The sequence below is a fragment of the Roseomonas chloroacetimidivorans genome (assembly GCF_049629625.1).
Lineage (GTDB): Bacteria > Pseudomonadota > Alphaproteobacteria > Acetobacterales > Acetobacteraceae > Roseomonas > Roseomonas chloroacetimidivorans.
Genome location: NZ_JBNBZS010000061.1, coordinates 1 through 22,201, shown reverse-complemented (window position 1 = coordinate 22,201; position 22,201 = coordinate 1). Strand labels below are relative to the sequence as shown.

Annotated in this window: 21 protein-coding genes and 3 pseudogenes; 9 read left to right on the top strand and 15 right to left on the bottom strand. The window is 66.5% G+C overall.

The genetic code is table 11. From position 1 onward, the window contains the following. Window positions 1-85: 85 nt before the first annotated feature. The 3 genes from ACO1BU_RS27540 to ACO1BU_RS27530 are packed head-to-tail and all read left to right on the top strand — an operon-like array spanning window position 86 to window position 2,215. Window positions 86-817: an ABC transporter ATP-binding protein gene (locus ACO1BU_RS27540; RefSeq protein WP_424139169.1), complete on the top strand. Its 732-nt coding sequence runs from the start codon at window positions 86-88 to the stop codon at window positions 815-817. Continuing rightward, the gene (locus tag ACO1BU_RS27535; RefSeq protein ID WP_424139168.1) at window positions 807-1,580 is read left to right on the top strand and encodes an ABC transporter ATP-binding protein; all 774 of its coding nucleotides are present in this window, start codon (window positions 807-809) and stop codon (window positions 1,578-1,580) included. The genes ACO1BU_RS27540 and ACO1BU_RS27535 overlap by 11 nt, the downstream gene beginning before the upstream one ends. After that, window positions 1,577-2,215, top strand: coding sequence for a helix-turn-helix domain-containing protein (locus tag ACO1BU_RS27530; RefSeq protein WP_424139167.1), 639 nt, complete (start codon window positions 1,577-1,579; stop codon window positions 2,213-2,215). The genes ACO1BU_RS27535 and ACO1BU_RS27530 overlap by 4 nt, the downstream gene beginning before the upstream one ends. Window positions 2,216-2,262: 47 nt before the next feature. Here the strand turns inward: ACO1BU_RS27530 and ACO1BU_RS27525 are convergent, their stop codons facing one another. Genes ACO1BU_RS27525 through cnbZ form a run of 3 tightly spaced genes read right to left on the bottom strand, consistent with a single transcriptional unit; the run spans window position 2,263 to window position 4,956 of the window. Then, window positions 2,263-2,985 carry an SDR family NAD(P)-dependent oxidoreductase gene (locus ACO1BU_RS27525; protein ID WP_424139181.1) on the bottom strand — a complete coding sequence of 241 codons (723 nt, stop codon included), beginning with the start codon at window positions 2,983-2,985 and terminating at the stop codon, window positions 2,263-2,265. A gap of 31 nt (window positions 2,986-3,016) precedes the next feature. Then, a complete protein-coding gene (locus tag ACO1BU_RS27520) occupies window positions 3,017-4,204 on the bottom strand; it encodes a RidA family protein (RefSeq protein ID WP_424139166.1) in 1,188 nt (395 codons plus the stop codon). Continuing rightward, on the bottom strand, window positions 4,204-4,956 hold the full coding sequence (gene cnbZ, locus ACO1BU_RS27515; protein WP_424139165.1) for a 2-amino-5-chloromuconate deaminase CnbZ: 753 nt from the start codon (window positions 4,954-4,956) through the stop codon (window positions 4,204-4,206). The genes ACO1BU_RS27520 and cnbZ overlap by 1 nt, the downstream gene beginning before the upstream one ends. Window positions 4,957-5,104: 148 nt before the next feature. Here cnbZ and ACO1BU_RS27510 point away from each other — a divergent pair, with 148 nt between their 5' ends. The 3 genes from ACO1BU_RS27510 to ACO1BU_RS27500 all read left to right on the top strand — a co-directional run bounded on the left by ACO1BU_RS27510 (window position 5,105) and on the right by ACO1BU_RS27500 (window position 7,666). After that, entirely contained in the window at window positions 5,105-6,019 is a 915-nt protein-coding gene (locus ACO1BU_RS27510; RefSeq protein WP_424139164.1) for a LysR family transcriptional regulator, read from the top strand. Window positions 6,020-6,170: 151 nt separating this feature from the next. Continuing rightward, window positions 6,171-6,617, top strand: coding sequence for a DUF3830 family protein (locus ACO1BU_RS27505; RefSeq protein WP_424139163.1), 447 nt, complete (start codon window positions 6,171-6,173; stop codon window positions 6,615-6,617). A gap of 152 nt (window positions 6,618-6,769) precedes the next feature. Further along, window positions 6,770-7,666, top strand: a complete 897-nt coding sequence (locus tag ACO1BU_RS27500; RefSeq protein ID WP_424139180.1) for a tyrosine-type recombinase/integrase — start codon at window positions 6,770-6,772, stop codon at window positions 7,664-7,666. Here ACO1BU_RS27500 and ACO1BU_RS27495 read toward each other — a convergent pair. From ACO1BU_RS27495 to ACO1BU_RS27455, 9 genes and pseudogenes are all read right to left on the bottom strand, one after another. Continuing rightward, window positions 7,601-7,813: pseudogene (locus tag ACO1BU_RS27495) on the bottom strand (FAD-binding oxidoreductase); the annotation flags it as partial. The gene ACO1BU_RS27500 and the pseudogene ACO1BU_RS27495 overlap by 66 nt on opposite strands. A gap of 538 nt (window positions 7,814-8,351) precedes the next feature. Beyond that, window positions 8,352-9,107 (bottom strand): ABC transporter substrate-binding protein, encoded by a 756-nt coding sequence (locus tag ACO1BU_RS27490; RefSeq protein WP_424139162.1) that lies wholly within the window; start codon window positions 9,105-9,107, stop codon window positions 8,352-8,354. A gap of 14 nt (window positions 9,108-9,121) precedes the next feature. Next, window positions 9,122-9,562: a GlcG/HbpS family heme-binding protein gene (locus ACO1BU_RS27485; RefSeq protein ID WP_424139161.1), complete on the bottom strand. Its 441-nt coding sequence runs from the start codon at window positions 9,560-9,562 to the stop codon at window positions 9,122-9,124. Window positions 9,563-9,619: 57 nt separating this feature from the next. Further along, entirely contained in the window at window positions 9,620-9,937 is a 318-nt protein-coding gene (locus tag ACO1BU_RS27480) for a hypothetical protein (protein WP_424139160.1), read from the bottom strand. Window positions 9,938-10,055: 118 nt separating this feature from the next. Then, window positions 10,056-10,388 carry a flavin reductase family protein gene (locus ACO1BU_RS27475; RefSeq protein ID WP_424139179.1) on the bottom strand — a complete coding sequence of 111 codons (333 nt, stop codon included), beginning with the start codon at window positions 10,386-10,388 and terminating at the stop codon, window positions 10,056-10,058. A gap of 562 nt (window positions 10,389-10,950) precedes the next feature. After that, a complete protein-coding gene (locus ACO1BU_RS27470) occupies window positions 10,951-11,937 on the bottom strand; it encodes a Bug family tripartite tricarboxylate transporter substrate binding protein (RefSeq protein WP_424139159.1) in 987 nt (328 codons plus the stop codon). A 343-nt stretch (window positions 11,938-12,280) separates the two neighbouring features. Further along, window positions 12,281-13,729, bottom strand: a complete 1,449-nt coding sequence (gene hglS / locus ACO1BU_RS27465; RefSeq protein ID WP_424139158.1) for a 2-oxoadipate dioxygenase/decarboxylase HglS — start codon at window positions 13,727-13,729, stop codon at window positions 12,281-12,283. Window positions 13,730-13,854: 125 nt separating this feature from the next. Then, window positions 13,855-15,054 carry an LLM class flavin-dependent oxidoreductase gene (locus ACO1BU_RS27460; RefSeq protein ID WP_424139157.1) on the bottom strand — a complete coding sequence of 400 codons (1,200 nt, stop codon included), beginning with the start codon at window positions 15,052-15,054 and terminating at the stop codon, window positions 13,855-13,857. Between the two features lie 260 nt (window positions 15,055-15,314). Next, window positions 15,315-16,202, bottom strand: a complete 888-nt coding sequence (locus ACO1BU_RS27455) for a LysR family transcriptional regulator (RefSeq protein WP_424139156.1) — start codon at window positions 16,200-16,202, stop codon at window positions 15,315-15,317. Window positions 16,203-16,482: 280 nt separating this feature from the next. On the opposite strand from ACO1BU_RS27455, the pseudogene ACO1BU_RS27450 reads away from it, so the two are divergent. Beyond that, window positions 16,483-16,875: pseudogene (locus ACO1BU_RS27450) on the top strand (ISAzo13-like element transposase-related protein); the annotation flags it as partial. Window positions 16,876-17,245: 370 nt separating this feature from the next. Here ACO1BU_RS27450 and ACO1BU_RS27445 read toward each other — a convergent pair. After that, window positions 17,246-18,094, bottom strand: a complete 849-nt coding sequence (locus ACO1BU_RS27445; protein ID WP_424139155.1) for a TauD/TfdA dioxygenase family protein — start codon at window positions 18,092-18,094, stop codon at window positions 17,246-17,248. A 168-nt stretch (window positions 18,095-18,262) separates the two neighbouring features. Between ACO1BU_RS27445 and ACO1BU_RS27440 the strand changes: the two genes are divergently transcribed. Next, a complete protein-coding gene (locus tag ACO1BU_RS27440) occupies window positions 18,263-19,084 on the top strand; it encodes a substrate-binding periplasmic protein (protein WP_424139154.1) in 822 nt (273 codons plus the stop codon). Window positions 19,085-19,087: 3 nt separating this feature from the next. Next, window positions 19,088-19,771, top strand: coding sequence for an amino acid ABC transporter permease (locus ACO1BU_RS27435; protein WP_424139153.1), 684 nt, complete (start codon window positions 19,088-19,090; stop codon window positions 19,769-19,771). 826 nt (window positions 19,772-20,597) lie between these two features. Here ACO1BU_RS27435 and istB read toward each other — a convergent pair. Together istB and ACO1BU_RS27425 are read right to left on the bottom strand one after the other, a co-directional pair. Then, on the bottom strand, window positions 20,598-21,227 hold the full coding sequence (gene istB / locus ACO1BU_RS27430) for an IS21-like element helper ATPase IstB (protein WP_424139152.1): 630 nt from the start codon (window positions 21,225-21,227) through the stop codon (window positions 20,598-20,600). 12 nt (window positions 21,228-21,239) lie between these two features. Continuing rightward, window positions 21,240-21,845, bottom strand: a pseudogene (locus tag ACO1BU_RS27425) (Mu transposase domain-containing protein); the annotation flags it as partial. Window positions 21,846-22,201: the final 356 nt, after the last annotated feature.

Below are 22,201 nucleotides of genomic sequence, written 5' to 3'. Positions count from 1 at the left end.
CGAGGATGTCCCGGGCCGCTCGCGGCGGAGGCCGGAAGCCGCGCCTCGATCGGCTGGCTTCCCTGGACGTGGCGGGGAGTTTCCCATGACGACCATCCTGGAGGTCGACCGCCTCAGCCGCCGTTTTGGAGGCTTGGTGGCCGTGCGCGAGGTCAGTCTCACCCTCGGGCAGGGCGAGATTCTCGGCATCATCGGGCCGAACGGGGCTGGGAAGACAACCCTGTTCAACATGCTGGCCGGTGCGGTCGCGCCAAGTTCCGGGGAGGTTCATCTCAAGGGGCGGCGCATCACCGGCTGCCCGCTGGACATGGTGGCGCGCCTCGGCATGGTCAAAACCTTCCAGACGGCCCGGCTCTTCGGCTCCATGAGCTTCCTCGAGAACGTCGTCGTCGCCGCCTTCAGCCGCACGCGCGACACCCGTCACGCGCGGGCGGTGGCGGAGGAGAAGCTTGCGCTGGTGGGCCTGGCGGAGCATCGCCTGAACCCTGCCCGCGGCGCGAGCACCGGCCAGCGCAAGCGGCTGGAAATCGCACGCGCCCTGGCGGTCGAGCCGCACGTCCTGCTGCTGGACGAGCCCTTCGCCGGGGTTGATCTCAGCGCCATCAACGGGCTGATCGATCTGCTCCAGCGGATCCGCTCCTCCGGCGTCTCGATCCTCCTGATCGAGCACAATCTCGAAGCCATCCGTTCGCTGGCCGATCGCCTGATCGCGATGGCGATGGGCCGCAAGATCGCGGATGGCGATCCGCTGGCCGTCACGACGGACCCGCGTGTTGTCCGGGCCTATCTCGGCGATGAGATCATCGATGCTGCTTGAGGCGCAGGGCATCAGGGTCGCGTTCGAAGGGGCGCAGATCCTGCACGGGGTTTCAATCTCCGTGGAGGCTGGCGAGTTCGTGGCGCTCCTCGGGCCCAATGGTAGCGGCAAGAGCACGCTGATGAACGGCATCTCGCGCCAGGTCCCGCTGCAATCGGGCCGGATCCTGATCGATGGCCGGGAGATCCAGGAACTTCCGGGATGGCGCCTGCTGCAGCTCGGCTGCGCCCACGTGTTGGAGCGGCACCGGATGTTCCCTCAGATGACGGTATGGGAGAACCTGGTTCTGGGTGCCGGGCCGGGCGCTCCTCCCAGGCGCGTGGAGGCGGGGTTGGAGCGTTGCCACGCCCTGTTTCCCCGCTTGCGGGATCGCAGCCGCCAGCTGGCCGGCAGTCTTTCGGGGGGGGAGCAGCAGATGTGTGCCCTGGCCCGCGGCTTGATGTCGGAGCCTCGCCTCCTTCTGCTGGACGAGCCCTTCATCGGCCTTTCGCCCCATATGCGAGACGAGGTTGAGCGCGCCCTGCACTTGGTGCAAGAGAGCGGCGTTGCGATCCTGATGATCGAACAGAATGTCCGTGAGGCCTTGAGGATGAGCCAGCGCGCCTATGTGCTTCGCACCGGCCGGGTTGTGCTCGCGGCCAGGTCCGCGGAGCTTGACCTGGAAGCGGTCCGTGACGCTTTCATGGGGCTTTGCTGCGGGGTCTCGGCGGGGGTAGGGGGGCCGGCCGGGCCCGTCGCCCCCGGCTCCGCGCCGGTCCCATGAGGCGGGCGCTGCCGAAGGCTCGCCTCGTTTCGTCCCGCACAGTGGAATTCCGGCGGCCCGTGGCGGCCGGGACGGGCGAGGCTGTCGGATCGATCGGCCATACGATCCGCGTCCATCGGAAGAAGGCCGGCCTGACGCTCCAGGATGTCGCGCACGAGGCAGAATGCTCGATCAGCTATCTCAGCCAGATCGAGCGGAACCTGCTGGTGCCCTCGGTGGGCACGCTGCGGCGGATCGCGACGATCCTCTCGATCCCGCTGGGGCAGCTCGCCTTCGGCGACGGCGGCTCGGGCATCGCGCCCGTGGGCGTGGTGAGGCGGAATGAGCGCAAACGCTTGGTCTTTCCCGGTTCGAACATCGACTACCAGCTCCTTACGCCGGATATGCGGCGCCGCTCCTCCCTCCTCTGGGTCAAGGCTCCGCCGGGCTCGGAGAGCGGCCCGGCCTTCTCGCATGAGGGCGAGGACGGCGTGCTGGTCCTCGCCGGCACGCTCGAGATAGAGATAGGCGATGTCTGGCACCAGTTAGATGAGGGGGACAGCATCTACTTCAACGCGGAACTGCCGCATCGATGGCGCAATCGCGGGACCAAGACGGCCGAAGCGATCTGGGTGAGCAGCCCGCCAGCCTTCTGAGCGATCGCACGGCAGCCGCCTTGCCGGCGGCTACGGCATAACGGGGCTCATCCCATATAGGCCCCGCCATTGATGGCGAGGGTCTGGCCGGTCACATAGCTGGCCTCGTCGGAGCACAGATACACGGCGGCGCCCGTCACCTCTTCCACCGCTCCGAAGCGGCCGAGCGGCGTCATTCCATTCAGCGTGTCGCGCAGCGCCTGCGGCCAGCCGGCCGTGACGTCGGTATCGATATCCGCCGGCGCCAGGCAGTTCACGCGGATGCGGTCGGGCGCGAACCGGCGCGCGAGCGAACGCGTCAGCCCGATCAGCGCGGCCTTGGAGGAGGCATAGGCGGGGTTGCCCGCGATGCCGCCGTGCTGCGCGGCGATGGAGGACATGTTGAGGATGGCGCCGCCGCCGCGCTCCCGCATGGCCAGCGCCGCCTCCCGCGCGGCAAAGAAGCTGGCGTTCAGGTTGACGCGGTGAACATGGTCCCATTCCCCCGGCTCGATCTCCCAGAGGCTGGCGCGGCTGACCACGCCCGCATTGTTCACCAGGATGTCGAGCCCGCCAAGGCGGGCGACCGTCTCCTGCACGAGGCGACGGGGCGCGGTGGATTCGGAAAGGTCCGCGATAAGGGGGAGGGTCTCGCCCCCCGGCAGGGCGGCCATGGCGGCTTCCACCGTCGCGGCGCCGGTGCCGTTGAAGGCGACGCGCGCGCCTTCGCCGAGGAAGGCGCGGACGATGCCGAGGCCGATGCCGCGGCTGCCGCCGGTGACGAGCGCGATCTAGCCTTGCAGGCGGTTCATGGCGGCGTCCTCAAGAGGCAGGCGCTTCGGGCGGGACCTGGAGGATCGCTGCCTCCTCCGCCCGCCGACGCGCGATCACCTCGATCTGCACCTGGGCCATGGGGTCCCCGAGCGCGGCCAGGATGGTGGTGCGGGGTGGGAAGGGCCAAGCGACGCGCGGCCCGTAGGCACGGTTAAAGGCGGGGAAGAGCTGCCAGTGCGAGAGGGCGTTGTTGGTCCGCAGCACCGTGCCGGGGCCCATACCGGCCTCTCCGAGCAGCGCCTCGGTGCGATCCCAGGCCGTGTCGGCCTGGGCCTGGGCGTCGCGCCAGGGGCCGCCGGCATCCAGGCCCTGCTGCGCGCTGGTGAACAGGGTCTCCCCGACCAGGGCGGCCGGTGAGGCCGGGCCGAGCCAGGGCTGGGCCGCGCCGATGGGGTGGAAGCCCCCCGGCGCCGCCAGTGCTTCGAGCTGCACGAGAAGATCCGCGCGCTCCAGCGCTACGGCGGTGACAGTACGGGCCGGATAGGGTCGGGGGGCAACGGCGGCGAAGACCTGATCGAAGACGGGGAGAAGGCGCGGATCCGCGATGGTGACGTGGAGGCGGAAGAGCGTCGAGGGATCCAGGCCCGCGGCGCGCAGCGCCCGGTGCAGGTTCTCCAGCACCAGGGCGCATTGCGCGGCGGCGTCCCCTTCGGGGCTGGTGCCATCGGCCCGGAGGGGCAGGGCGGTGACGGCGTGGAACCCGCCCGCCGTCAGCCCGGCATTGGGGCCGCCGGAGGGAAGAGGTGGGAGGTCCGCGCTGCGATGCCGCCTGGCGCCGCCGCCCTTGATAGCGATGGCGTCGAGCTCGATCGTGGCCTGGGGCAGGGGGAAGTGCCAGGAGCCAGCCACCGCATGGGCGGGCGCCGCCTCGCCGAAGCGCTCGTCGAAGACGCGGCGGTAGAGATCGATGTCACGCAAATCCACCAGATAGGTCTTGAGCTGCACGAGGTCATCGAGGCGCGCGCCCATCTGGCCGAGCGCGATCTCCAGGTTGTCGAACATCCGCCGGGCCTGGTTCTCGGTATCATGCCGCCCGGGCACCGTGCCGCCGAACTGCCGGTCGGCATCGGTGCCGGCCAGCGCGCCCACATAGATCACGTCGTCGATCATCGCGGCGTGGGAGAAATCCGCGATCGGGCGCATCAGCGCCGTCGTGGGGATGACCCGCTGCGGCATCAGAAAACGTACTCGCGGGATACGCCGCGCAGGTCCATCTCGTAGTCGAGATCGGCGACGGGCGGGCGGACGAAGTGCCAGGACAGGCCCTTCTCCATGGCGCCCCGCGTCGCCAGTTCCTCGGCCATGAAGGGGTGGATGTCGTAGACGGTGTAGAGATGCACGCCCGTCGCATCGGCCCAGCCGGCGCCGAGAGCGGCGGCGCGGCGTTCCATCTCGCCCAGGACGAAGCGCGCCTTCTCGCGGAGGCCTTGGGGCGAGCGGTCGCCGAGGCGGATGGCGTGATCGCGGTAGTTGCCGCGGCCCTCCGGCGCCTCCCCGCTGCCAGCCACGACGAAGCCGCCCGCCTCCGCATCGTCCGCGGCCATCGTGTAGGAGAAGGCGTAGAAGCCCGGCTCGGCGGGCGGCGCGACTTCTGGGCAGACATTGGTGCGCGCGACGGGGTTCACGCCGTCCCGCATCACGCCCCAGCGCTTCAGCGGCTCCACATAGGCCTCGTTGAAGGCACGGAAGCCACCCTCGCTGAAGGGCGCGGGGGAGCGCAGCTCGCAGGCGCAGAAGGCGGCCATGGGGCGGCCGAGGAGCCGCAGATGCTGCTCAATGGCGGCGAAGCCTTGGGCCAGCGGGAGGACGGACCGGAAGCGCGCGCGCTCGATCCGGAAGCCGGGCTGGGCGACGACGCCACCCGAATACTGGAACACCGCCCTGATGAAGCGGTAGCCGCCCTCCTCCATCACGCCCAGCTCGTCCATCGGAGTCTCCTGCCGGGCCGTCGCGGCCGGTGGCCGGAACTCTAGGAGCGGGGCTCCGAACGCAGCCATATCAATATGGGGCGCGCCCTGTTGCCGGAGCGGCAACGATCCATTGGCCCGCCGGGGCCCGGTATGCGAGGATTCGACCATGTCGCTCGCGCGCTTCCGGTATTTCGAGAAGGTCGCCCGGCTCGGCTCCATCCGGGAGGCGGCGGAGGTGCTGCATGTCGCGCCATCGGCCATCAGCCGGCAGATCGCCCATCTGGAGGCCGAGTTCGGGGCGGAGCTCTTCGAGCGCCAGGCGCGCGGCATGCGCCTGACCCCGGCGGGGGAGATCGTGCTGCGCTCAGCGCGCAACCTGCTGGACGGGATGGACCAGGCGCGCTCGGCCCTCGACGACCTACGCGGGCTGCGGCGGGGCCATGTCCGGCTCTGGACCGTCGAGGGCATGCTCAGCGACTTCGTCTACCCGGTGCTGGCGCAGTTCAGCGCGGCCCATCCGGCCGTGACCTTCGATCTCTTGATCGGCAGCTCCGACCAGTTGGTGGACCGGTTGCTAGAGGATGAAGCGGACCTGGCCGTGGTGTTCAACCCGCCGGCGCATCGGGGCATCGCGACTCTCGGCGAGATGCGGGACCCGCTCCTCGCGATCATGCGGCCGGACCACGAGGCGGCCGCGGCTGGCCGGCTTTCCCTGGCCGAGCTGGCGCGCTGGCAGATCGCTCTGCCTGACGCGACCTTCGGCATGCGTCACGTGATCAATGAGGCGGCCGCGGCGGCCAGGCTGCACCTGCAGCCGCGGCTAGTGACGAATTCCGTGGAAGCCCTGCGTGGCTTCGCGCGCACGGGCATGGGCGTGGCTCTGCTGACGCGCATGGCGGCGCAGCGTGATCTCGACCAGGGGCAGCTGGCCGCCGTGCCGCTACGCGACCGGCTGCTGCGCACGACGCGCACGCGCATCTGCGCGCGGCGGGATCGGCGCCTTCCGGCCGTCGTTCATGCGCTGGCACGCGCCTTCGGCCAGGCGGCCACGACGGTCTGCGCGGTGGCCGACGCGGCGTGATTGTGCGGCCGCGGAGCCGCGGAGCCGCGGAGCAGGTTGCCGAATCGGCAACGGATGACGTTCAAGATTCGTCTTGTCGCGATATCTTAGCAACTCCTAGCCTTTTCGTGCCGCGGCCTAACGCGCTCGCGGGGCGGAAGAAGGGGCTGTCATGGGGCCGATGCTGAAGTTCTCCTTCGCCCGCGGCGGGTTCTTCACCGCGCGCGTGCTGATCGACAAGGCGCCACAGACCTGGGCGGCCATCCGGCCACACCTGCCCATGACCATCATCGCCCTGAACGCACGCTGGACCGGGCGCGAGACCCACACCAAGCTCGACCTTCCGGACAAGCCGCCGCGCGAGAACCAAGTGCTGAATGCCGCCACCGGCGACGTGATCTATGCCCGCGAGTGGTCGGACCGCGACGTGACGGGCTTCGAGGCGATCGGCTGGTTCTACGGCACCGAGACGGTGCGGGACTGGCGCGGGGAGTCGCGGGTGAACCTCTTCGCTCGCGCGGACCAGGACCAGTGGGCCTTCATGGAGGAGGTCGGGCTGCGCACGTGGCGGCACGGCGGCGAAGACTGTACCATCTCCTTTGCCGACAAGGACGCTTAGCGGAACGGCAACACTTGGCCGAAGAACGAACCCGCTATCGCGGGAGAGGTCCTGTTTGCGCTGATGCGGTGCCACGTCGACAGGCGCGCATGAATTGAGCGGGCCCAGGCCCAGGCCGACGCTGGAAGCTCCCCCTTCCCGAGGAGCTCCCTATGACCCATCTCCCTCCCGCAACCTCCGGCATCCTGCGTGAGCGCTTCGTCGCTGACATGGCCGTGCGCGGGTTCACCGAGAAGACCCGCAAGGACTACCTCCGCACCGTCGCGGGCTTTGCCGCCTTCCTGGAGCGCTCGCCCGGCACGGCGACGGCCGAGGACATCCGCCGGTTCCAGATCCAGCAGTCCGAGCAGGGCATGAATGCCCCGGCCATGAACAGCACCGTGGCGGCCCTGCGCTTCTTCTTCAACAACACGGTCGACCGGCCGGATCTCGCCCGCAAGCTGATCCGCCTGCGCTACCCGCGCAAGCTCCCGGTCGTGCTCAGCCCCGACGAGGTCGCGCGCCTGATCGCAGCCACGACCTGCCTCAAGCACCGGGCCGCGCTCTCGGTGGCGTATGGTGCCGGCCTGCGCGTGGCCGAGGTGGCGTCGCTCATCCCGGAGTGCCGCATCGAAGCTGTCGTAGCGCAGGTTCACCAGTGCAGCGTGCCTGGGGATGGGCAGGATGTTGAGCGTGGCCTCCGTCACCACGCCGAGCGTGCCTTCGGCGCCGCAGATGACGCTGTTCAGGTCGAAGCGGCCCTGGCTGTCCCGGATATGGGCCAAATCATAGCCGGTGAGGCAGCGATTGAGCTTGGGGACCCCCGCCTCGATCTCGACGGAGTGCTCCCGCTGGATGGTGTCCACCGCCCGGTGGACGGCGCCGACCAGATCAGTCCGCCGTCGAATAGTGCGGAGTGCCTCATTCTCCAGTGGCGCCGACTGCCAGACCGTCCCGTCTGTCACGACCGTGGCAAGCGCCAGCACGTGGTCGCGGGTCTTGCCATAGAGGCAGGACCCCTGGCCGGAGGCGTCGGTCGAGATCATGCCCCCGATGGTCGCGCGATTTGATGTGGACAGCTCCGGCCCGAAGAACAGGCCATGCGGCGCGAGGGCCGCATTGAGCTGGTCCTTCACGACCCCGGCCTGCACGCGCACGCGTTGCGCCGCTGGGTCGATCTCCAGGATGCGGTTCATATGGCGCGACAGGTCCAGCACGATGCCGGAGGTCAGCGACTGCCCGTTCGTGCCCGTCCCGCCGCCCCGGGCGGGGTGCCAGCACAACCTTCCGGAACCGCTCCTCGGCCAGGAGGCGCATGACACGGGTCACGTCCGCCGTGTCCCGCGGGAAGAGCACGGCCTGGGGCGTAACGCGGTAGATGGAGTTGTCGGTCGCGAAGACCGTCCGGTCAGCGTCCGCGGGCGAGATGTCGCCGGTGAACCCTGACCGCTTCAGGGCGGCAAGGAAAGCGGCATAGGGCTCGCTGGCTCCGTCGGTCTGCGCCAGGCGTGGGATCATGGATGTCCCTGCTGGTCAGGCGGCCCCATGCCGCCCACCTCGAGTGCGAGTTGCCCCGTCGGCAAGCCAGCAGCGGCTTGCCGGCGGGAAGCCGGGCGGGGCCCTACTACCGGCTTGACCCCGGCGCTGCCTTGTCTTGGCGCTGAGGGGCATAGCTGCTTCAGCGCCGCACCTTCTCCGAGCAGAGGCCTGAAGGTCTTCCCGACGTGTGTCATGCCCTTCGGGAAGCATCCAGCTTCAGGAGGAAGGGTCAGCTTCGGCGACCTGCGCGTCCGCCTGCCCACTGTCATCCAGGGCCTGCCTGACCAGACCCGACGCCTTCACATCCTCGACGAAACCCCTGAGGAAGGACATGGCATGCTCCCGGCCGTTCGGCATGGCCATGGCCTGCCGGATGGCCATGAAGCTGCCCTGTGTCACGCGAAGGCCGGGATGCGCCTGGGCCACCGCGGCAAGTGGCTGCCGGATTCCGGCCACAGCGTCCGTGTCACCCCGCAGGAATAGTTCCATGGCCTCCGGCGATCGCGGCGCATGCACGAGTGACGCGTGCTTCAGCTCGCGCCGAAGGTGCAAGTCGTAGGCAGTGTTCGGCGACGAAGCGATGCGCACCCCAGGCTGGTCCACCTGCTCGGCCAGGGTATAGGGGCTGTCCGAGCGCACCAGATAGGCCCCTTCGATCAGCACATAGGCTGCCGTGTAGTCGATTTGCGTGCCCCGCTCCGGGTCGATGGCCAGGAAGCCGACGTCGCATTCGCCCGTGCTGAGGGCCTTGAACGCCTTCCCCGCCGCGTCAAAGGGCACCAGTTCGAAGCGAACTTCGAGGCGTGCTGCGAGTTCACGGGCGACTGCCACAGAAGCGCCCCCAAGCTCCCCCGCGCCTGAGACCTGCGCCAGGACCGGATTGCCATGGTTGATCGCGAACCGCAGCTTCCCGGTCGGAGCGAACTGGGCGAGCAGGTCCTGAGTGGGGTCGGTAGGGGTATTCCCGGTCATCGGCAGCTGCCTCCTCAGGCTGGATCGCCGTGGTCAGCCTGGAAACCAGCCGCCGCGATGCCCGCCACGGCGCACTCCTCGTCCTTCAGCGAAGCGTCGCCACTGATGCCGACAGCCCCCACGATCAAGCCGGTCCCATTACGCACCAGCACGCCACCGGGGACAGGGACCATCCGGCCAGAGGTCAGGTCAGACACGGCATTGATGAAGGACGGAGACTTCTCGGCCCGCCTCGCCAGCTCACGACCGCCAAGGCCCATCGAAAGGCAGCCATAGGCCTTCCCGGTCGCGATCTCCGGCCGAAGAAGGCTTGCGCCGTCCTCACGTTTGGCCGCGACGAGGTGTCCACCCGCATCCAGGATGACGACACACAGGGGAGCCAATCCGAGATCCCGGGCCTTTGCGAGGGCCACGTCGACGATGGTGCAAGCTGCCTTGAGGCTCAGGCCGGTCATGAAAGTCGCCCTTTAGGAGTGAATTGAATGCTGGTGAGGACTGCATCGTGCCGTTGGCTAGGTCACGGGTACCCAAACGACATGGGCGCGGATCTCGCCTGAAGGCTCGCGCACCCAGCCGTGCTTACGGGCGAACTCGATCATCTTCGAGACTCCCTGCTGCCATCCCGGGTCGCCAGCGCATCCCGGGGCTTGGCGAAGCCAGTCTTCGGACACCCACATCACGGCTGAATCGACCAGGTCGCCCGCGGTTCTGACTGCTGGCCGGATCCGCTCCAGGTCGGCCTGATCTCCTTCGACCTGGACGCTGAATTTCTTAAATTCCTCAGGCTGCTCCAGCCCGACCTTCAAGAACCTGTCGATTCTGACGATCACAGATCATCCTCCCGAAAGAGATGTACCCATTGCGGCGAAGTCGGACGCAAGATTCCGAGGTGGGTAAGGCATCGGGGCACCGGCGAGCGAGACCCTGTTGCGCCCTTCACGCCCGTGTTCAGGCGGCCTGAGCAAGGCTTAGGTCGGGTCCGACCCGGTGATAGTTCCGGCGGAAGTACACGAGCCCGGCGTCCTGGCCCGAGTGCCTCACGGCGACGACTTCGGCGAAGAAGACCGTGTGGGTGCCCTTCTCCACCAGGTCAGCGATCCGGCAGTCGAAGGACACGACGGCGTCCTCCAGCACGGGCGCCCCGGTCAGCAAGGTGCCCCAACGGCCCGTCTCGAAGCGCTCCTCGACCGGGCACTTGGTCGCCCCGGCGAACACGGCCGAGATGTCCTGCTGCACTCCGCTCAGGGTATTAACGCAGAGGATGCCGTTGGCCCGAAACACCGCATTGCTGGCACTCGAGCGATTGACGCACACGGCGAGGGTGGGGGCTCGTCCGTGATGCTGCACACGGCACTGGCCGTCATGCCGTAGCGGCCGTTGGGACCAGCGGAAGTGATGATGTTCACCGCCGCGCCCAGATGGGCCATTGCATCACGGTATTCCTGGCGCTGGATCGTCATGGCTCGGTCCTCCTTTGGTTCCGGGAAGTGTCGCCATGACCGCCCGGGAAGAGAACCGGCGAACCTGGCAATCACTCTTGCATCCATGCTGCTAATCGACCGCCCTTAGCCTGGGCCGTGACGTGGCGGCGTGTCGACCCCTGCAGAGGCCAAGGACCGCTTACCAACGGGATGGGGAACTGGTGGTCGAGGAGGCCCATAGCGGGTCCAGGACCGTCAAGGGCAAGGGCCGGGATGCCGACCAGGGCCATTCCGACAAGGATAGCGCCACCCTCCTGGCGGCCGACAGAAGTGCGGCGCAGGGGGACGAGCATGTGCGGAGGGCAGGGAGCGGTCCAGGTAAGCCTTACCTGGATGAGGGAGCAGAGACCCGTTGCATCCGGCTAGTTGGCGACCACGCCCGCATCCCGCAGCGTCCGCTCCCATTTGGTGGTCTCCTGCTGGAGCCATTGGGCGGCGCTGGCCGGGGTGTTGTCAGGACGGATCTCCATGGAAAGGTCCGACAGGCGCTTCTGGAGAACCGGATCGGCCAGGACCCGATTAACCTCGCCGTTCATCTTGTTGACGATGGCTTCCGGGGTGCCCGCGGGAGCCATCAGCATGTGCCACGTGTAGGCCTCGAAGTCGGGCATGCCACTCTCGCGGAATGTCGGCACCTCGGGGAGTTGCGGAAGGCGATGCTCGCCGGTGACCGCCAGTGCCTGCAGCTGGCCTCGCTGGACATGAGGCACTGCGTCGGACGCGACGGCCATGATCATGCTCAGGGTGCCGTTCAGGAGATCCGGCATCGCGGCAGAAGAACCGCGGTAGGGAATGTGGTTTACTTGCAGGTCGCCAGCGGTCTTCAGGAAGAGCTCGGCAGTGAAGTGCATGGAGGCACCGACGCCGGACGAGCCATAGTTGAACTTCCCCGGGTTCGCCTTGAACAACGAGACGAGCTCCTGGACGGACTTCACGCGCAGGGTCGGGCTGACGATCAGGACGGCCGGTATCACGCCGCAAAGTGCGACTGGAGCGAAGTCCTTGATGGGATCGAAGTTGAGTCGCGCGAAGATGGCTCTCAACGTGGCATGGGCAACCACGGTGTAGAGGAACGTGTACCCGTCCTTCGGGGCAGCGGCCGCAGCCTCCGTACCGACAACGGCACCTGCGCCGCTGCGGTTCTCCACGATCACCCGTTGCGGGAGCCGCGTGCTCAGCGCATCGGCGATGAGCCGCGCAGCAATGTCGGTAGGACCTCCGGCGGCGAAAGGCACGATGAACCGGATCGGCTGGGCGGGCCAGGGATTCTGCGCCCGGCCGACTCCAGGAAGCACGCACGGCAGGAGCGATGCTGCCTGCAGAAGCTTGCGGCGATTCAGCTCAATCATGTTTCCTCCGCGTCTTGGTTTCTGTCGAAGTGCGTCCACTCACGGGTGCACTGCACCCTCATGGCTCTCGGCCGACAGCTTTCTGAAGTTTGTAGAACGCTATCCGGTCGGGGTGCCGTCGACTATTCTGGTTTGTGCTAGTATTCTGGTTTGTGCTAGTCACTCTTTCAGATTTGGCCAAGATCCATGACGTGCTTCTCATCGGGGCCCTACGCGGCACCGGAAGGTCGTGACGAACGGCCGTCACCCCTGCCGAGGCAGTCACCCATCCGCGTTGGAAAAGGCAAATAAGTGCATGGACCCATGCGGGTTCGGGGAGGCCAGGGGCAGCTTCGGCTAGGCATCAGGCCGTCAGGGTGGGACGCGCCATCTCGTTGCAGACCTGCCCGAGGTCAGCGAGGGTCTGCTGGATGGATGTGGCCTGGGCCGCGGAGTACAGTTCCAGCTCGTTCAGGACGGGCTGTCCGAGAGCCTCCTCGAAGGCTCCGCGGTTCGCTCGCTCTGCGTAGTTCTCCTGCACGTCGGTGCCCAGGTTCGACTGGAAGATCCCGGCAGCGCTGACCGGGAGGAAGTCCTCGTATATCATCGGGTCTACGTTGACGTATCCGCGCGCAACAAGGTCATCCATTGCTTCGGGCAGGTCGCCTCGAGCCGCGGTCGCGAGACCTTCAGTGGTTGGGGAGTAGTGGAAGAAGGCGAGGCCGTTCGACCTCAGTCGCTCCAGGTCGTCCGGAAGGAGATCGAACCGTGCCGCAAGCCTTTGCTCGTAGGAGCGGGTGTCGCGTCCTTTCGGCCCCACCTGCATCTCTTCCCGGACGGAGGTCAGCAGTGTGTCGTAGACCTTGCGCCCTGCGGCGGTCACCGTGAGCCCGCGCTGTTCGATCTCGCCGAAACGGGCGGTGTGGGTACCGGCCTCACCCTGTCCGGCTTCGTCGACGAACCGGATTCGCTCCTCGAGCGCCTTGAAGCTGGTCTGCCGCAGCAGGATCGGGACGCGCCGCCTCGGCGGGCCTTCAATCGCCGCCTTGGGCGTGATGCCTCGGCCGGGCATCCCCTTCTGGACGGCGTCGATGTCCAGTGTGCGTGGGGTGAGATGGTTGATGTGAGGCCCCTTGAAGCTGACGACATCGGCAATCAGCCGGTGGGCGTCATGGAGGCGCCGGTAGGTTTCCTGCGTGACCGTGGCCTCGCTGTGCCACCGGAACGTCTCCAGGGCCTCGCTCACGAATTCCGCGGCTTCGTCAGCGGTCAGGCCCCCTTGGGTCTCGAACCTCTCCGTCAGTGCAACAGCGCGTGGAGTGAAGATCTTGCGAGAAGCGAGGGTCGCCTCCGCCTCTCGTCGCAGACCCGGGTCCGGGATCAGCTCGAGGCGTAGGAGCGAGGTGAATACCCGGAAGGGGTTTGCTCGGAGAGCCTCTTCCTCGATGGGGCGGAACGCTGTCGCATGCACCGGGATGCATGCGACAGCCAGGTCGTAGTACCCGACCGGCACCATGCCCATCACCGCGAAGACCCGCCGAATCGTGGCAAGTTCCTCGGGCGTGCCGAGCCGGATGGCGCCGTGGCGCTCGAGATTGAGACGGTCCAACTCGCCGGTGCGCTCGAGTTGGGGCCGGAGTTCGGGGCCGCGCTCCAGCACCTGCGCGTTCACGTCGGCCACCAGCTCCAGGAGCGTGCCGTACTGGGGCACCTCGAGGCGGTACATCTCGGACATCGCCCTCGAGAACCGGGTGCGGATCTCGTCGGATGTCGTGAAGTCTTCCTTGGGCATGGGATCCTCGGGCAGAATCATGGACGGCGCGATGGCCCCCATGAAAGCCGGGGAGCCGTCTGCAGGACCCGTCGATGGTGGCACCTCGTTCGCTGCACCGGCCTCCGTGTAGGCGGAGGCCGGATGTGTCGTGCGGCTGTCCAGGGCTAGACCGCCGAAAGCTCGGCAGGGCTGAGCTCCTTGATTGGGTCAGCTCCGAACTCCGGCATGATCTCGGTGGCGAAGCGATGGAGCGTATGCCGCGAGCCGCCCAGGATGCTCAGGATCACATAACCCACACCGGCGTCCTGCAGCGCGGCAAGCTTCTCGCGGATCTCATCGATGGTGCCGATGAGAGAGCTGTCGGTGGGAGGCATGTTGCCGCCCTTGGCGTAGGACAGGATGTGCGATCCGCTGGTCTGGTTCGGAGCGCGAGCCACATCGATCGTCCGCTGCCGCGACTTGTTGAGGCGCTCGATGGCCGCCTCCTTTTCGCTCGCGTCCTTCGCGATGAAGAGGTCGCGCGCAACGGCGACTTCGGCAGGATTAAATTTCCGATTCTGCTCGGCCAGCGCCTGCTTGAACATGGCGATCCGCTGCCCGGTAAGGTTCGCATCGGCGAACTGGTCCAGAAGCAGATTGAAGCCGCGGGAGGCCACTTTGCGGATGGACGGCTCGCTGCCTGCACCCATCCACATGGCCGGGCGGGTCTTGGGAGTGGGCTCGACCACGATATTCTCGAGGCTCCAGAACTGGCCGTGATGCGAGAAGCGCTCCTTGCTGGACCAGGCCTTCAGCATGATGTCCAGGCACTCTTCGAAGCGTGCCTCGGCCTCGCTCGCGGGGATGCCGAAGCCAGCGAACTCGCTGTGGCGGTAGCCCTTGCCCACGCCCAGGTCCAGTCGGCCGCCGGACAGCATGTCCAGCGTCGCAGCCTGCTCGGCCAGCAGCACCGGGTTGTGCCAGGGCAGCACCATCGTGGCCGTGCCGACCCGGAGGGTTTTGGTGCGTGCAGCCAGCCAGGTCAGCATGTTCAGGGTCGCGGAGACTTGGCCCCAGCCGGTGAAGTGGTGCTCGACGAGGAAGGTGCTGTAGTAGCCGAGACGTTCGGCATCCACGTTGAAGTCGATATAGTCGAGAAAGCCCTGGCCGACGCCCGCCCCCAGGGTGGCGCTGTCTGCCTGGGCACTGCCGAACAATCCGAAAAGCATGTTCGTCTCCTCTCGTTGAGCGGGCTTGGCTTCGCTCGCTGGTTGACTGAGCGGATATTCGGATCTGTCGGGCCGCCTCGGAAGACAGAAGGCTGGTAACCACTCTTGCAGAAATGGTGAAAGCGAGAGGGGGTGGGTGACCGGCTCCGGCGCCAATGCTCTTGCGAGCTGGGAATTTCCATTGCCTTCCTGAGGCCACGGTGCTGGGGGCCGAACCGTCTGCCCATATGCTTGGCAACGCCGTAGCCGCAAAAACCCCTATGGGGATGGCGGGAGTGCGGCTGCGGGCTCCGTCCCGTGATCTCACGCCAGCCAACGCCAGGACGCAGAATAGAAACGCGGGACGATGGAAGTCACAGTTGAACACGAGGAGTGATGGGCTGTGTTCTAGCTGTGATGCCGAGGAAATGGCGAATCTACGCCATCCCGTCGAAATCCTGTTGACTGAATTCCTGGACAAGAAAGTCCAGGAGAGTTCGGACTTTACTGGCCAGGAGCCTGTTATGGGTCAGGACTGCATTGATCGGTCTCGATGGTGTCTCGTTCTGACGAAGGATGACCTGGAGCTTTCCATCAGAGACATGGTCGGCCACGGCCCAGGCAGGTGCGAGCACGATCCCACCTCCTTGCACCGCGGCCGTCACCACACCGTCCAGGGTGTTGGAGCGCATGCGGACCGGGACCTTCACGCGGACCGGGTTGCTACCGTCCATCAGGCGCCACTCGTCCGCGTTACTCTGCTGGCTGTACATGAGGCAGTCATGGCTGGCTAAGTCGGTCAGGCCGGTGGGGTGTCCCCTCCGCTGGAGATAGTCCGGCGAGGCGCTGAGCACCCATCTGATGGCACCGAGCCGTCGCGATATGAGGCTGGAGTCTTCCAGGTCCCCTACCACGATTGCGAGGTCGATACCCTCCTCGAAGAGGTTCACCGGCCGGTCCAGGAGGGAGATGTCCAGGGTGACCTGAGGATGGGCGACGAGGAATCGCGCCATGAGCGGCAGGAGATGGACCCGCCCGAAGAGGGTGGGGCCGGTAACCCGCAAGCGGCCGACCGGGGCCGCAGCGCCTGCCGTCAGGCTTCGTTCGACCTCGTCCACCTCCGCCAGCAGGCGCTTCGCCGCCGCGTAGTACATCTGACCGGCATCCGTCGGGGCCAGCATGCGCGTCGAGCGGATCAGCAGGCGGACACCGAGGCGTTCCTCTAGACCGGTTAGATGGCGGCTTACCGAGGAGAGCGACAGCCCCGTCTGTCGGGCAGCGCCGGACAGGCTTCCGCTCTCTACGGAGGCCACGAACAACTTCATCTCGTCAGCACGGTCAGTGGACAGCGGCGCCTCCCTGGCCATCCTTTCAGATCTGGTAGGATGATTGCCGCGTCGGCCCCTAATCTGCAACACCCTTCGGGGATAGATGCTCTCGAGGATCCCTCGAGCGAGATCGTCGATGCACAAGGTTCAATCCGGCCGGGGCATAAAGGCAGGGACTGCCGTGGGGGTCTCAGGCCACGAGCGGGTGATTGCGATGGTCGCGATCTCCATCGCCGTTGGCGCGGCGGGTGTCGTCGCGGATGTGGTGGAAAAGCGGGGTGGCGGAAGCAACGGCTCGCGCCTGCGGCTGTGGAAGCGCGAGTTGCAACGCCTCGCCGATGAACTCGGCATCGAGATCACCGTCCACCACTTGCCGCCTGGCACCAGCAAGTGGAACAAGATCGAGCACCGGCTGTTCTCCTTCATCAGCCAAAACTGGCGGGCCAAGCCGCTGGTCAGCTATCGCGTCATCGTCGACCTGATCAGCGCCACCACCACGGCTACCGGCCTGACCGTGCGCTGTGAACTCGACACCAACGCCTATCCCAAGGGCATCACCGTCTCCGATGCAGAGATGGCAACCATCAATCTCAGCCGTGCCAACTTCCAGGGCGAGTGGAACTACACGATCCGACCTCGCCATTCCCAAGATCAAGCAGTTAATCCCTGACAGCGCCTTAGTGGCGCTGCTCGGCCGTGGAGACGCGATACAGCGCCACCGCGTAGCATCAACCTCCTGCGGGAGCTGGGGAGAGCCTTCCCGTTCCGCCTCGCCCACGTGCTGACCGACAATGGCATCTGCCTCACCCCTGCCTTCGCCGGGGCCTGCACCGCGCCCGACGCGAACTATGGGCACAGAAGTACGAGGGCGGTCGTCACGCCGTCTGACCGGGAACATTGGCCGGGAACTGCCGTTCCATGCGTTGCCGGTTCTGGTTCAATACCGCCCTGCCCTCCAGCCAGCCGCACGCCCATGCCACCGGCAACGGCCTGTGCCGGGCAACTTTGCAGAAGGATCTCGTACGATACAGTCATGCCAATCAGAACGGCCTTCCACCCCGCAGGGTGGTACGATGCATAACGCGCAGATGCTTGCCTGGGTCAGGAGCGCCCGCCCGGTGCATGGTGCAGCGGTTGTCCCAGAGTACCATGTCGCCCTTCCGCCATTTGTGGCGGTAAACATACTTGTCCTGCGTCGCGTACTCGAGCAGCTCAACGACAACGTCTCGAGTTCCTGCGACGCCGTCCCTAATCGTGCCGGAAATGACTTCGCCGCCGAGGAAGAGCGACCTGCGGCGCGTAACCGGATGAGTGCGCACGATCGGATGCGCCACTGGCGGCACGCGCGCCATCGCCTCCTCCGGCGGTGCGTTCTGCGGAAACTGCACCTCTACCAAGCGACGGTAGTCGTGGATCGCCTGCATGCCCTCGAGAGCAGCCTTGGTCGCCGTGGGCAAGTCTTCATAGGGGCGGTACATCTCGGCGAAGAGCGTATCGCCGCCCTCAGGCGGAACTTGCACTCCATAAAACAGCGAACCGAGACTCGGCTCCGCATGGTAGGAATGATCGGAGTGCCAGCTAAGCGCACAGTTGAGTGCCGCGACCCGCCTGCCGTCTTCCACCTTGTTGCCGACAACGAAAATTTCAGGGAAGCCCGGCAGCAAGAACTGTACGTTAACATGCTCCTCCAGCTCCCCGAAGAGACGGCTGAAGGCAACCTGCTGCGCTGGTGTGATCTCCTGGCCGCGGATCAGCAAGAGTCCGTGCTGGTGGAAGGCAAACTTGACCGCCTCCAGCGTCTCCAGGTCTGGCAGACACGACATATCTATGCCGCGGACCTCCAGCCCGAAGGGCCCATCAAGGGGAAGGAGCTCAATCTTCGCTGACATCTGAACCACCTCCACATCTTGTTTGTTCGAAACACGCAAAACGCATGCCAGATTAGCCCTGTGCATGCGCATTGAGCTTTGGCCTCGGGGGCAAACCCGATCGAGCGCAATGGATGGCCCGATTTTTGCTTCCACGACGAGCCGCCAACAGCAGATGTGGGTTCCCGAATGTCGCGCCCCTTCCGTCGTGCCCTCGCCTGGATCGTCATTGCGGGCTTCGCAGCAGTGTCGTCGGCCGTGGCCCAAACGCCCTCCACCTTGGAACGCGTGAAGTCAGCCGGCGTGCTCCGCGCCTGCTTCGCCCAGATCTCTCCAGAAGCCTACAAAGATGCACGCACCGGGGAGTGGCACGGCGTCTTCGTCGAGCTGACGAAGGAGCTCGCCGACTGGATGCGTGTTAAGATGGAGATCGTGGAAGTGCAGTGGCCGACGATCGTGCCGTCACTCCGCCGCGGCGATTGCGACATGGTCGGAGGTAGCCTTGTCTACAATGCCCCCCGTGCCATGGAAGTCGCCTATGTGCGCCCGATGTGGGCGAAGGGCGTGAACGCTATTGTCCGGCGTGCCGATGCCGAGCGCTTCAAGCGCCCTGTAGACCTGAACAGCCCCGACGTCACCCTCGCGGTGGTCGCGGGCAGCAGCGAGAACGAGGTCGCCCGGCGCCAGTTTCCCCGCGCCCGAATTCTGGCTTTGCAAGTGCAGTCCAATATCCAGATCATGGAATCCGTTCGCCGCGGCGATGCGACCGCCGCGCTGCTCCCGACGCTCACACTGCGCTGGTGGCTCGCCGTGCCGGAGAACGGCAGTTGGGGAGCGCTGGCCTTCCCGAATACGGAGTTCGCCAGCGCTCCGAACGCTTGGGCCGTGCGTTACGGAGATCCGGACTGGGCCCGCTTCCTCGACGGCTTTGTCTCCTGGGCAGAGGCCAGCGGCCTTTCCGCCCGCCTTTATGATGAGTACCTGGAACGCGCGAACCCCTACCGGAAGTGAGACGTGGCCACGTTCGACCCTGTACGCCTCGTCCACTTGGCCTGGGAGTATCGCGACAACTTTCTGACGGGCGCCGGCGTGACCTTCGCCTTGACGATCACGTCTACGGCGATCGCGGCCGTTGCCGGGTTGGCTCTTTGCCTTCTCGGCATGGCACGCCCACGCGCGGCGCGGATCCTCGCCGTGATCTTTACCGAGTTCTTCCGCAACACGCCGATTCTCGTGCTCGTAGTCTGGGTGCATTTTGCGGTGCCCGACATGATCGGGCTAAAGCTCACCGCCTATGCTAGTGCAATCGCCGCCCTGGCCCTGCAGACCACCGCCTACTTGGCCGAGGAATACCGCGCCGGGATCGAGGGCGTGCCCGCCGGCCAAGTGGAGGCGGCACGAGCATTGGGACTGCCACGGCACGTGACGCTGCGCAAAGTCGTCCTGCCCCAGGCTCTGCGAGCCATTGCCCCGGGGCTCATGAACCAGTTCGTGCTGTGCTTCAAGTCGACCAGCGTCGTTTCCGTGATCGCGGTGCCGGACATAATGTATTACGCGACCGTAATAGTGAACGAGACCTTTCTCTCGATGTACATCTACACGATTGCCGCGCTGCTCTATTTCGTTCTGGTTCTTATAGTGTCGCTCGCCTGCCGCATCGCGTTGCAGATGGAAGCAAGGCGACGAATCCGCGCTTGAGTCGAGCAGCTTCTGGACGGGGAGGTCAGTTGACCACTCACGTCCGGAGGTGTGGTTTTTCCTTGAAGCGTGGAATTTCTGGATTGCGAATTCCTCATCCTTAGATCGTGGACTCGGGCACGTGGTTCCATTTCCTTTGACGTCCGGAAAGCTCTGCCCGGTCATGGTCGTTCAGGCATCGGTACAGGGTCGCAAGGTCAGCCTGCCAAGTCCTGATGGGTGATTGGCAGAACTCCCGCCGCAGGCTCTGCGGACCTGTCAGGACCGTCGCTGTGGCCAGCAGCACGTGCCGTTCGTGGATGGACAGGGTGTGCGCACGATCGGCGCCGCGTAGTCGGGGTAGATGCCCGGCAGGGGCTGAAGATTCCCCACCAGGTCCCGCTCGTAGCGGGCCGCATCGCGGATTGCGCGCTGGTTGGTCCTGGCCGTGTAGAGGTTGCACATGACCCGGAGGGTAGCGTCGGGGCCAGCATAAGGACCACCCGGCCCGAACGAGAACCGCCCCGCCGGTCAGGGGTCCGGCGAGGCGGCGGGGAGACTAGTGATGATCGAACGGGCTCTATAACGGGCGGGGGCGTCCGGGTTGCTGCCGGGAGATGTATGTAGCGCCCTATTTTTACTGTGTCATTTGCTGTGGGCCTTCGTATATGTAGGTCATGGCGAAAGAGATGGAAGGGGCTGTGACCAGCTGGACGAGGCGGACTGGGCAACCCGGCGCGACATCGTCCGCACCCTCGTGCGGCGGATCGAGGTCGATGGCCCGAGCATCCGGGTCGTGTTCCGTGTCGACCCCGGGCCAGGGGACGACCCTGCCTCATCACGGATTTCACCACATTGTCCAACACGTGACGGGAACCTGGCTGGTGATCAGCGTGGCGCCACGGCCGTAGCGATCCTCGGCGAGTTCCAGCAGGTCGCGCTGCTGCTCCGGGCCGAGTGGCTCGAGGCCCCAGTCATCCAGAATGAGCAGCTTCACCGCGCCGAGGGTGCGCATCAGCCGGGCATGCCGGCCGTCGCCGCGGGCCAGGCCGAGTTCGGCGAACAGCCGCGGCACCCGCTGGTAGAGCACGGAGTGATTGTCGCGGCAGGCCTTCTGGCCGAGGGCGCAGGCCAGCCAGGACTTCCCGACGCCGGTCGGGCCCTCGATGATCAGGTTCTCCCGGGCCTCGATCCAGCCGCCCTGGGCGAGCTTTTGGAACAGGGCGCGGTCGAGGCCGCGGCTGGTCCGCCAGTCGATGTCCTCGACGCTGGCCTGGTGGCGCAGCTTGGCGAACCGCAGCCGGGTCTTGAGCCGGCGGTCGTGCCGCTCGGCGATCTCGCGGTCGAGCAGCAGGCCGAGCCATTCGGTCGGGGCGAGTTCGCCGCCTTGTGGATTGGCCTGCAGCTCTTCGAAGGCCCGCGCCATGCCGGCGAGGCCGAGCTGGTGTAGCTGGTCGAGGGTGGGGTGGGTCAGCAAGGCTGGTTCTCCTCAGTGGTAGTAGCCAGAGCCACGGATGTTTGGGTGCAGCAGCGGCAGCTCCTCGCTGCCGCGCGTCGGCTGCGGCGCCGGCTGGCGGTCGAGGCCGTGCTGCAGGATTGATTGGATGGAGCCGTAGGACCGGGCGCCGATCTCCAGGCCGCGCGTGCAGGCCGCCTCCAGCCGGTCCCGCCCATAGGCCCGCAGCAGCCGCAGGATGCCGAGGCAGGCACGGAATCCCTGCTCGGGATGCGGCCGGCTTTCGAGAATGATCGCCGTCAGCGCCGCGGTGGCCGGGCCGATGGCGGCGGCCTCGCGGCCGATCCGCTCGATCGTCCATTCGGCATGGCGCCGGTGGGCCTGCGGCATGTGCTCGGCGAGTGTGGTGTGCCGGCCGCGCAGCCCGCCGCGGACATGGACCGCAACGCGCTCGCCCCGATGGAACAGCTCCACTGTCCGGGCGGTGACGCGGGCCTCCACCTGCTGGCGCAGCAGCCGGTGCGGCACCGAGTAATAGTGGCCGTCGACATCGACATGGTAGTCGAGCCCAACACGGCGGATGCGCCACTCGGCATAGACGAAAGGCTCGGCTGGCAGGGCCGCCAGGGCGGGCCGGTCCGGCCGATCCAGAGCGCCGCCTCGACGAAACGGCGAAGCGCTGCTTCGTCACGCTTCCACGCGAGCGGGATCTGCTGCAGCACCAGCATCAGGGACACCCATTGGGCGTCGTCCAGGCTCGTCCTGGTCATGGCCGTGTCTCCCAGAAAACCGGAAGAACGTCCCAGGTCGCGCAGCTGGCGGCCGTTGCAGCACCGAATGGCTCAGCCAGCCATTCCGGTCACAGAGCCTAGTGTCCCGAACCAGAAATTCGTTCTTGTATTCGGCTCAAGGGAGGTGAGAGGCTTCTCGGCCAGTCCAGGAGGTCGGGATGGGACGTCGGGCGGTTGCGCTTGAGCTGAGTGAGGCGGAGCGGG

Excerpts from the sequence above, each read along its gene's own strand:
- ACO1BU_RS27540 (WP_424139169.1), top strand. The coding sequence starts at position 86 with ATGACGACCATCCTGGAGGTCGACCGCCTCAGCCGCCGTTTTGGAGGC.
- ACO1BU_RS27535 (WP_424139168.1), top strand. The coding sequence starts at position 807 with ATGCTGCTTGAGGCGCAGGGCATCAGGGTCGCGTTCGAAGGGGCGCAG.
- ACO1BU_RS27530 (WP_424139167.1), top strand. The coding sequence starts at position 1,577 with ATGAGGCGGGCGCTGCCGAAGGCTCGCCTCGTTTCGTCCCGCACAGTG.
- ACO1BU_RS27520 (WP_424139166.1), bottom strand. The coding sequence starts at position 4,204 with ATGCCGCAGCGGGTCATCCCCACGACGGCGCTGATGCGCCCGATCGCG.
- cnbZ (WP_424139165.1), bottom strand. The coding sequence starts at position 4,956 with ATGGACGAGCTGGGCGTGATGGAGGAGGGCGGCTACCGCTTCATCAGG.
- ACO1BU_RS27510 (WP_424139164.1), top strand. The coding sequence starts at position 5,105 with ATGTCGCTCGCGCGCTTCCGGTATTTCGAGAAGGTCGCCCGGCTCGGC.
- ACO1BU_RS27505 (WP_424139163.1), top strand. The coding sequence starts at position 6,171 with ATGGGGCCGATGCTGAAGTTCTCCTTCGCCCGCGGCGGGTTCTTCACC.
- ACO1BU_RS27500 (WP_424139180.1), top strand. The coding sequence starts at position 6,770 with ATGACCCATCTCCCTCCCGCAACCTCCGGCATCCTGCGTGAGCGCTTC.
- ACO1BU_RS27490 (WP_424139162.1), bottom strand. The coding sequence starts at position 9,107 with ATGACCGGGAATACCCCTACCGACCCCACTCAGGACCTGCTCGCCCAG.
- ACO1BU_RS27485 (WP_424139161.1), bottom strand. The coding sequence starts at position 9,562 with ATGACCGGCCTGAGCCTCAAGGCAGCTTGCACCATCGTCGACGTGGCC.
- ACO1BU_RS27470 (WP_424139159.1), bottom strand. The coding sequence starts at position 11,937 with ATGATTGAGCTGAATCGCCGCAAGCTTCTGCAGGCAGCATCGCTCCTG.
- hglS (WP_424139158.1), bottom strand. The coding sequence starts at position 13,729 with ATGATTCTGCCCGAGGATCCCATGCCCAAGGAAGACTTCACGACATCC.
- ACO1BU_RS27455 (WP_424139156.1), bottom strand. The coding sequence starts at position 16,202 with ATGAAGTTGTTCGTGGCCTCCGTAGAGAGCGGAAGCCTGTCCGGCGCT.
- ACO1BU_RS27445 (WP_424139155.1), bottom strand. The coding sequence starts at position 18,094 with ATGTCAGCGAAGATTGAGCTCCTTCCCCTTGATGGGCCCTTCGGGCTG.
- ACO1BU_RS27440 (WP_424139154.1), top strand. The coding sequence starts at position 18,263 with ATGTCGCGCCCCTTCCGTCGTGCCCTCGCCTGGATCGTCATTGCGGGC.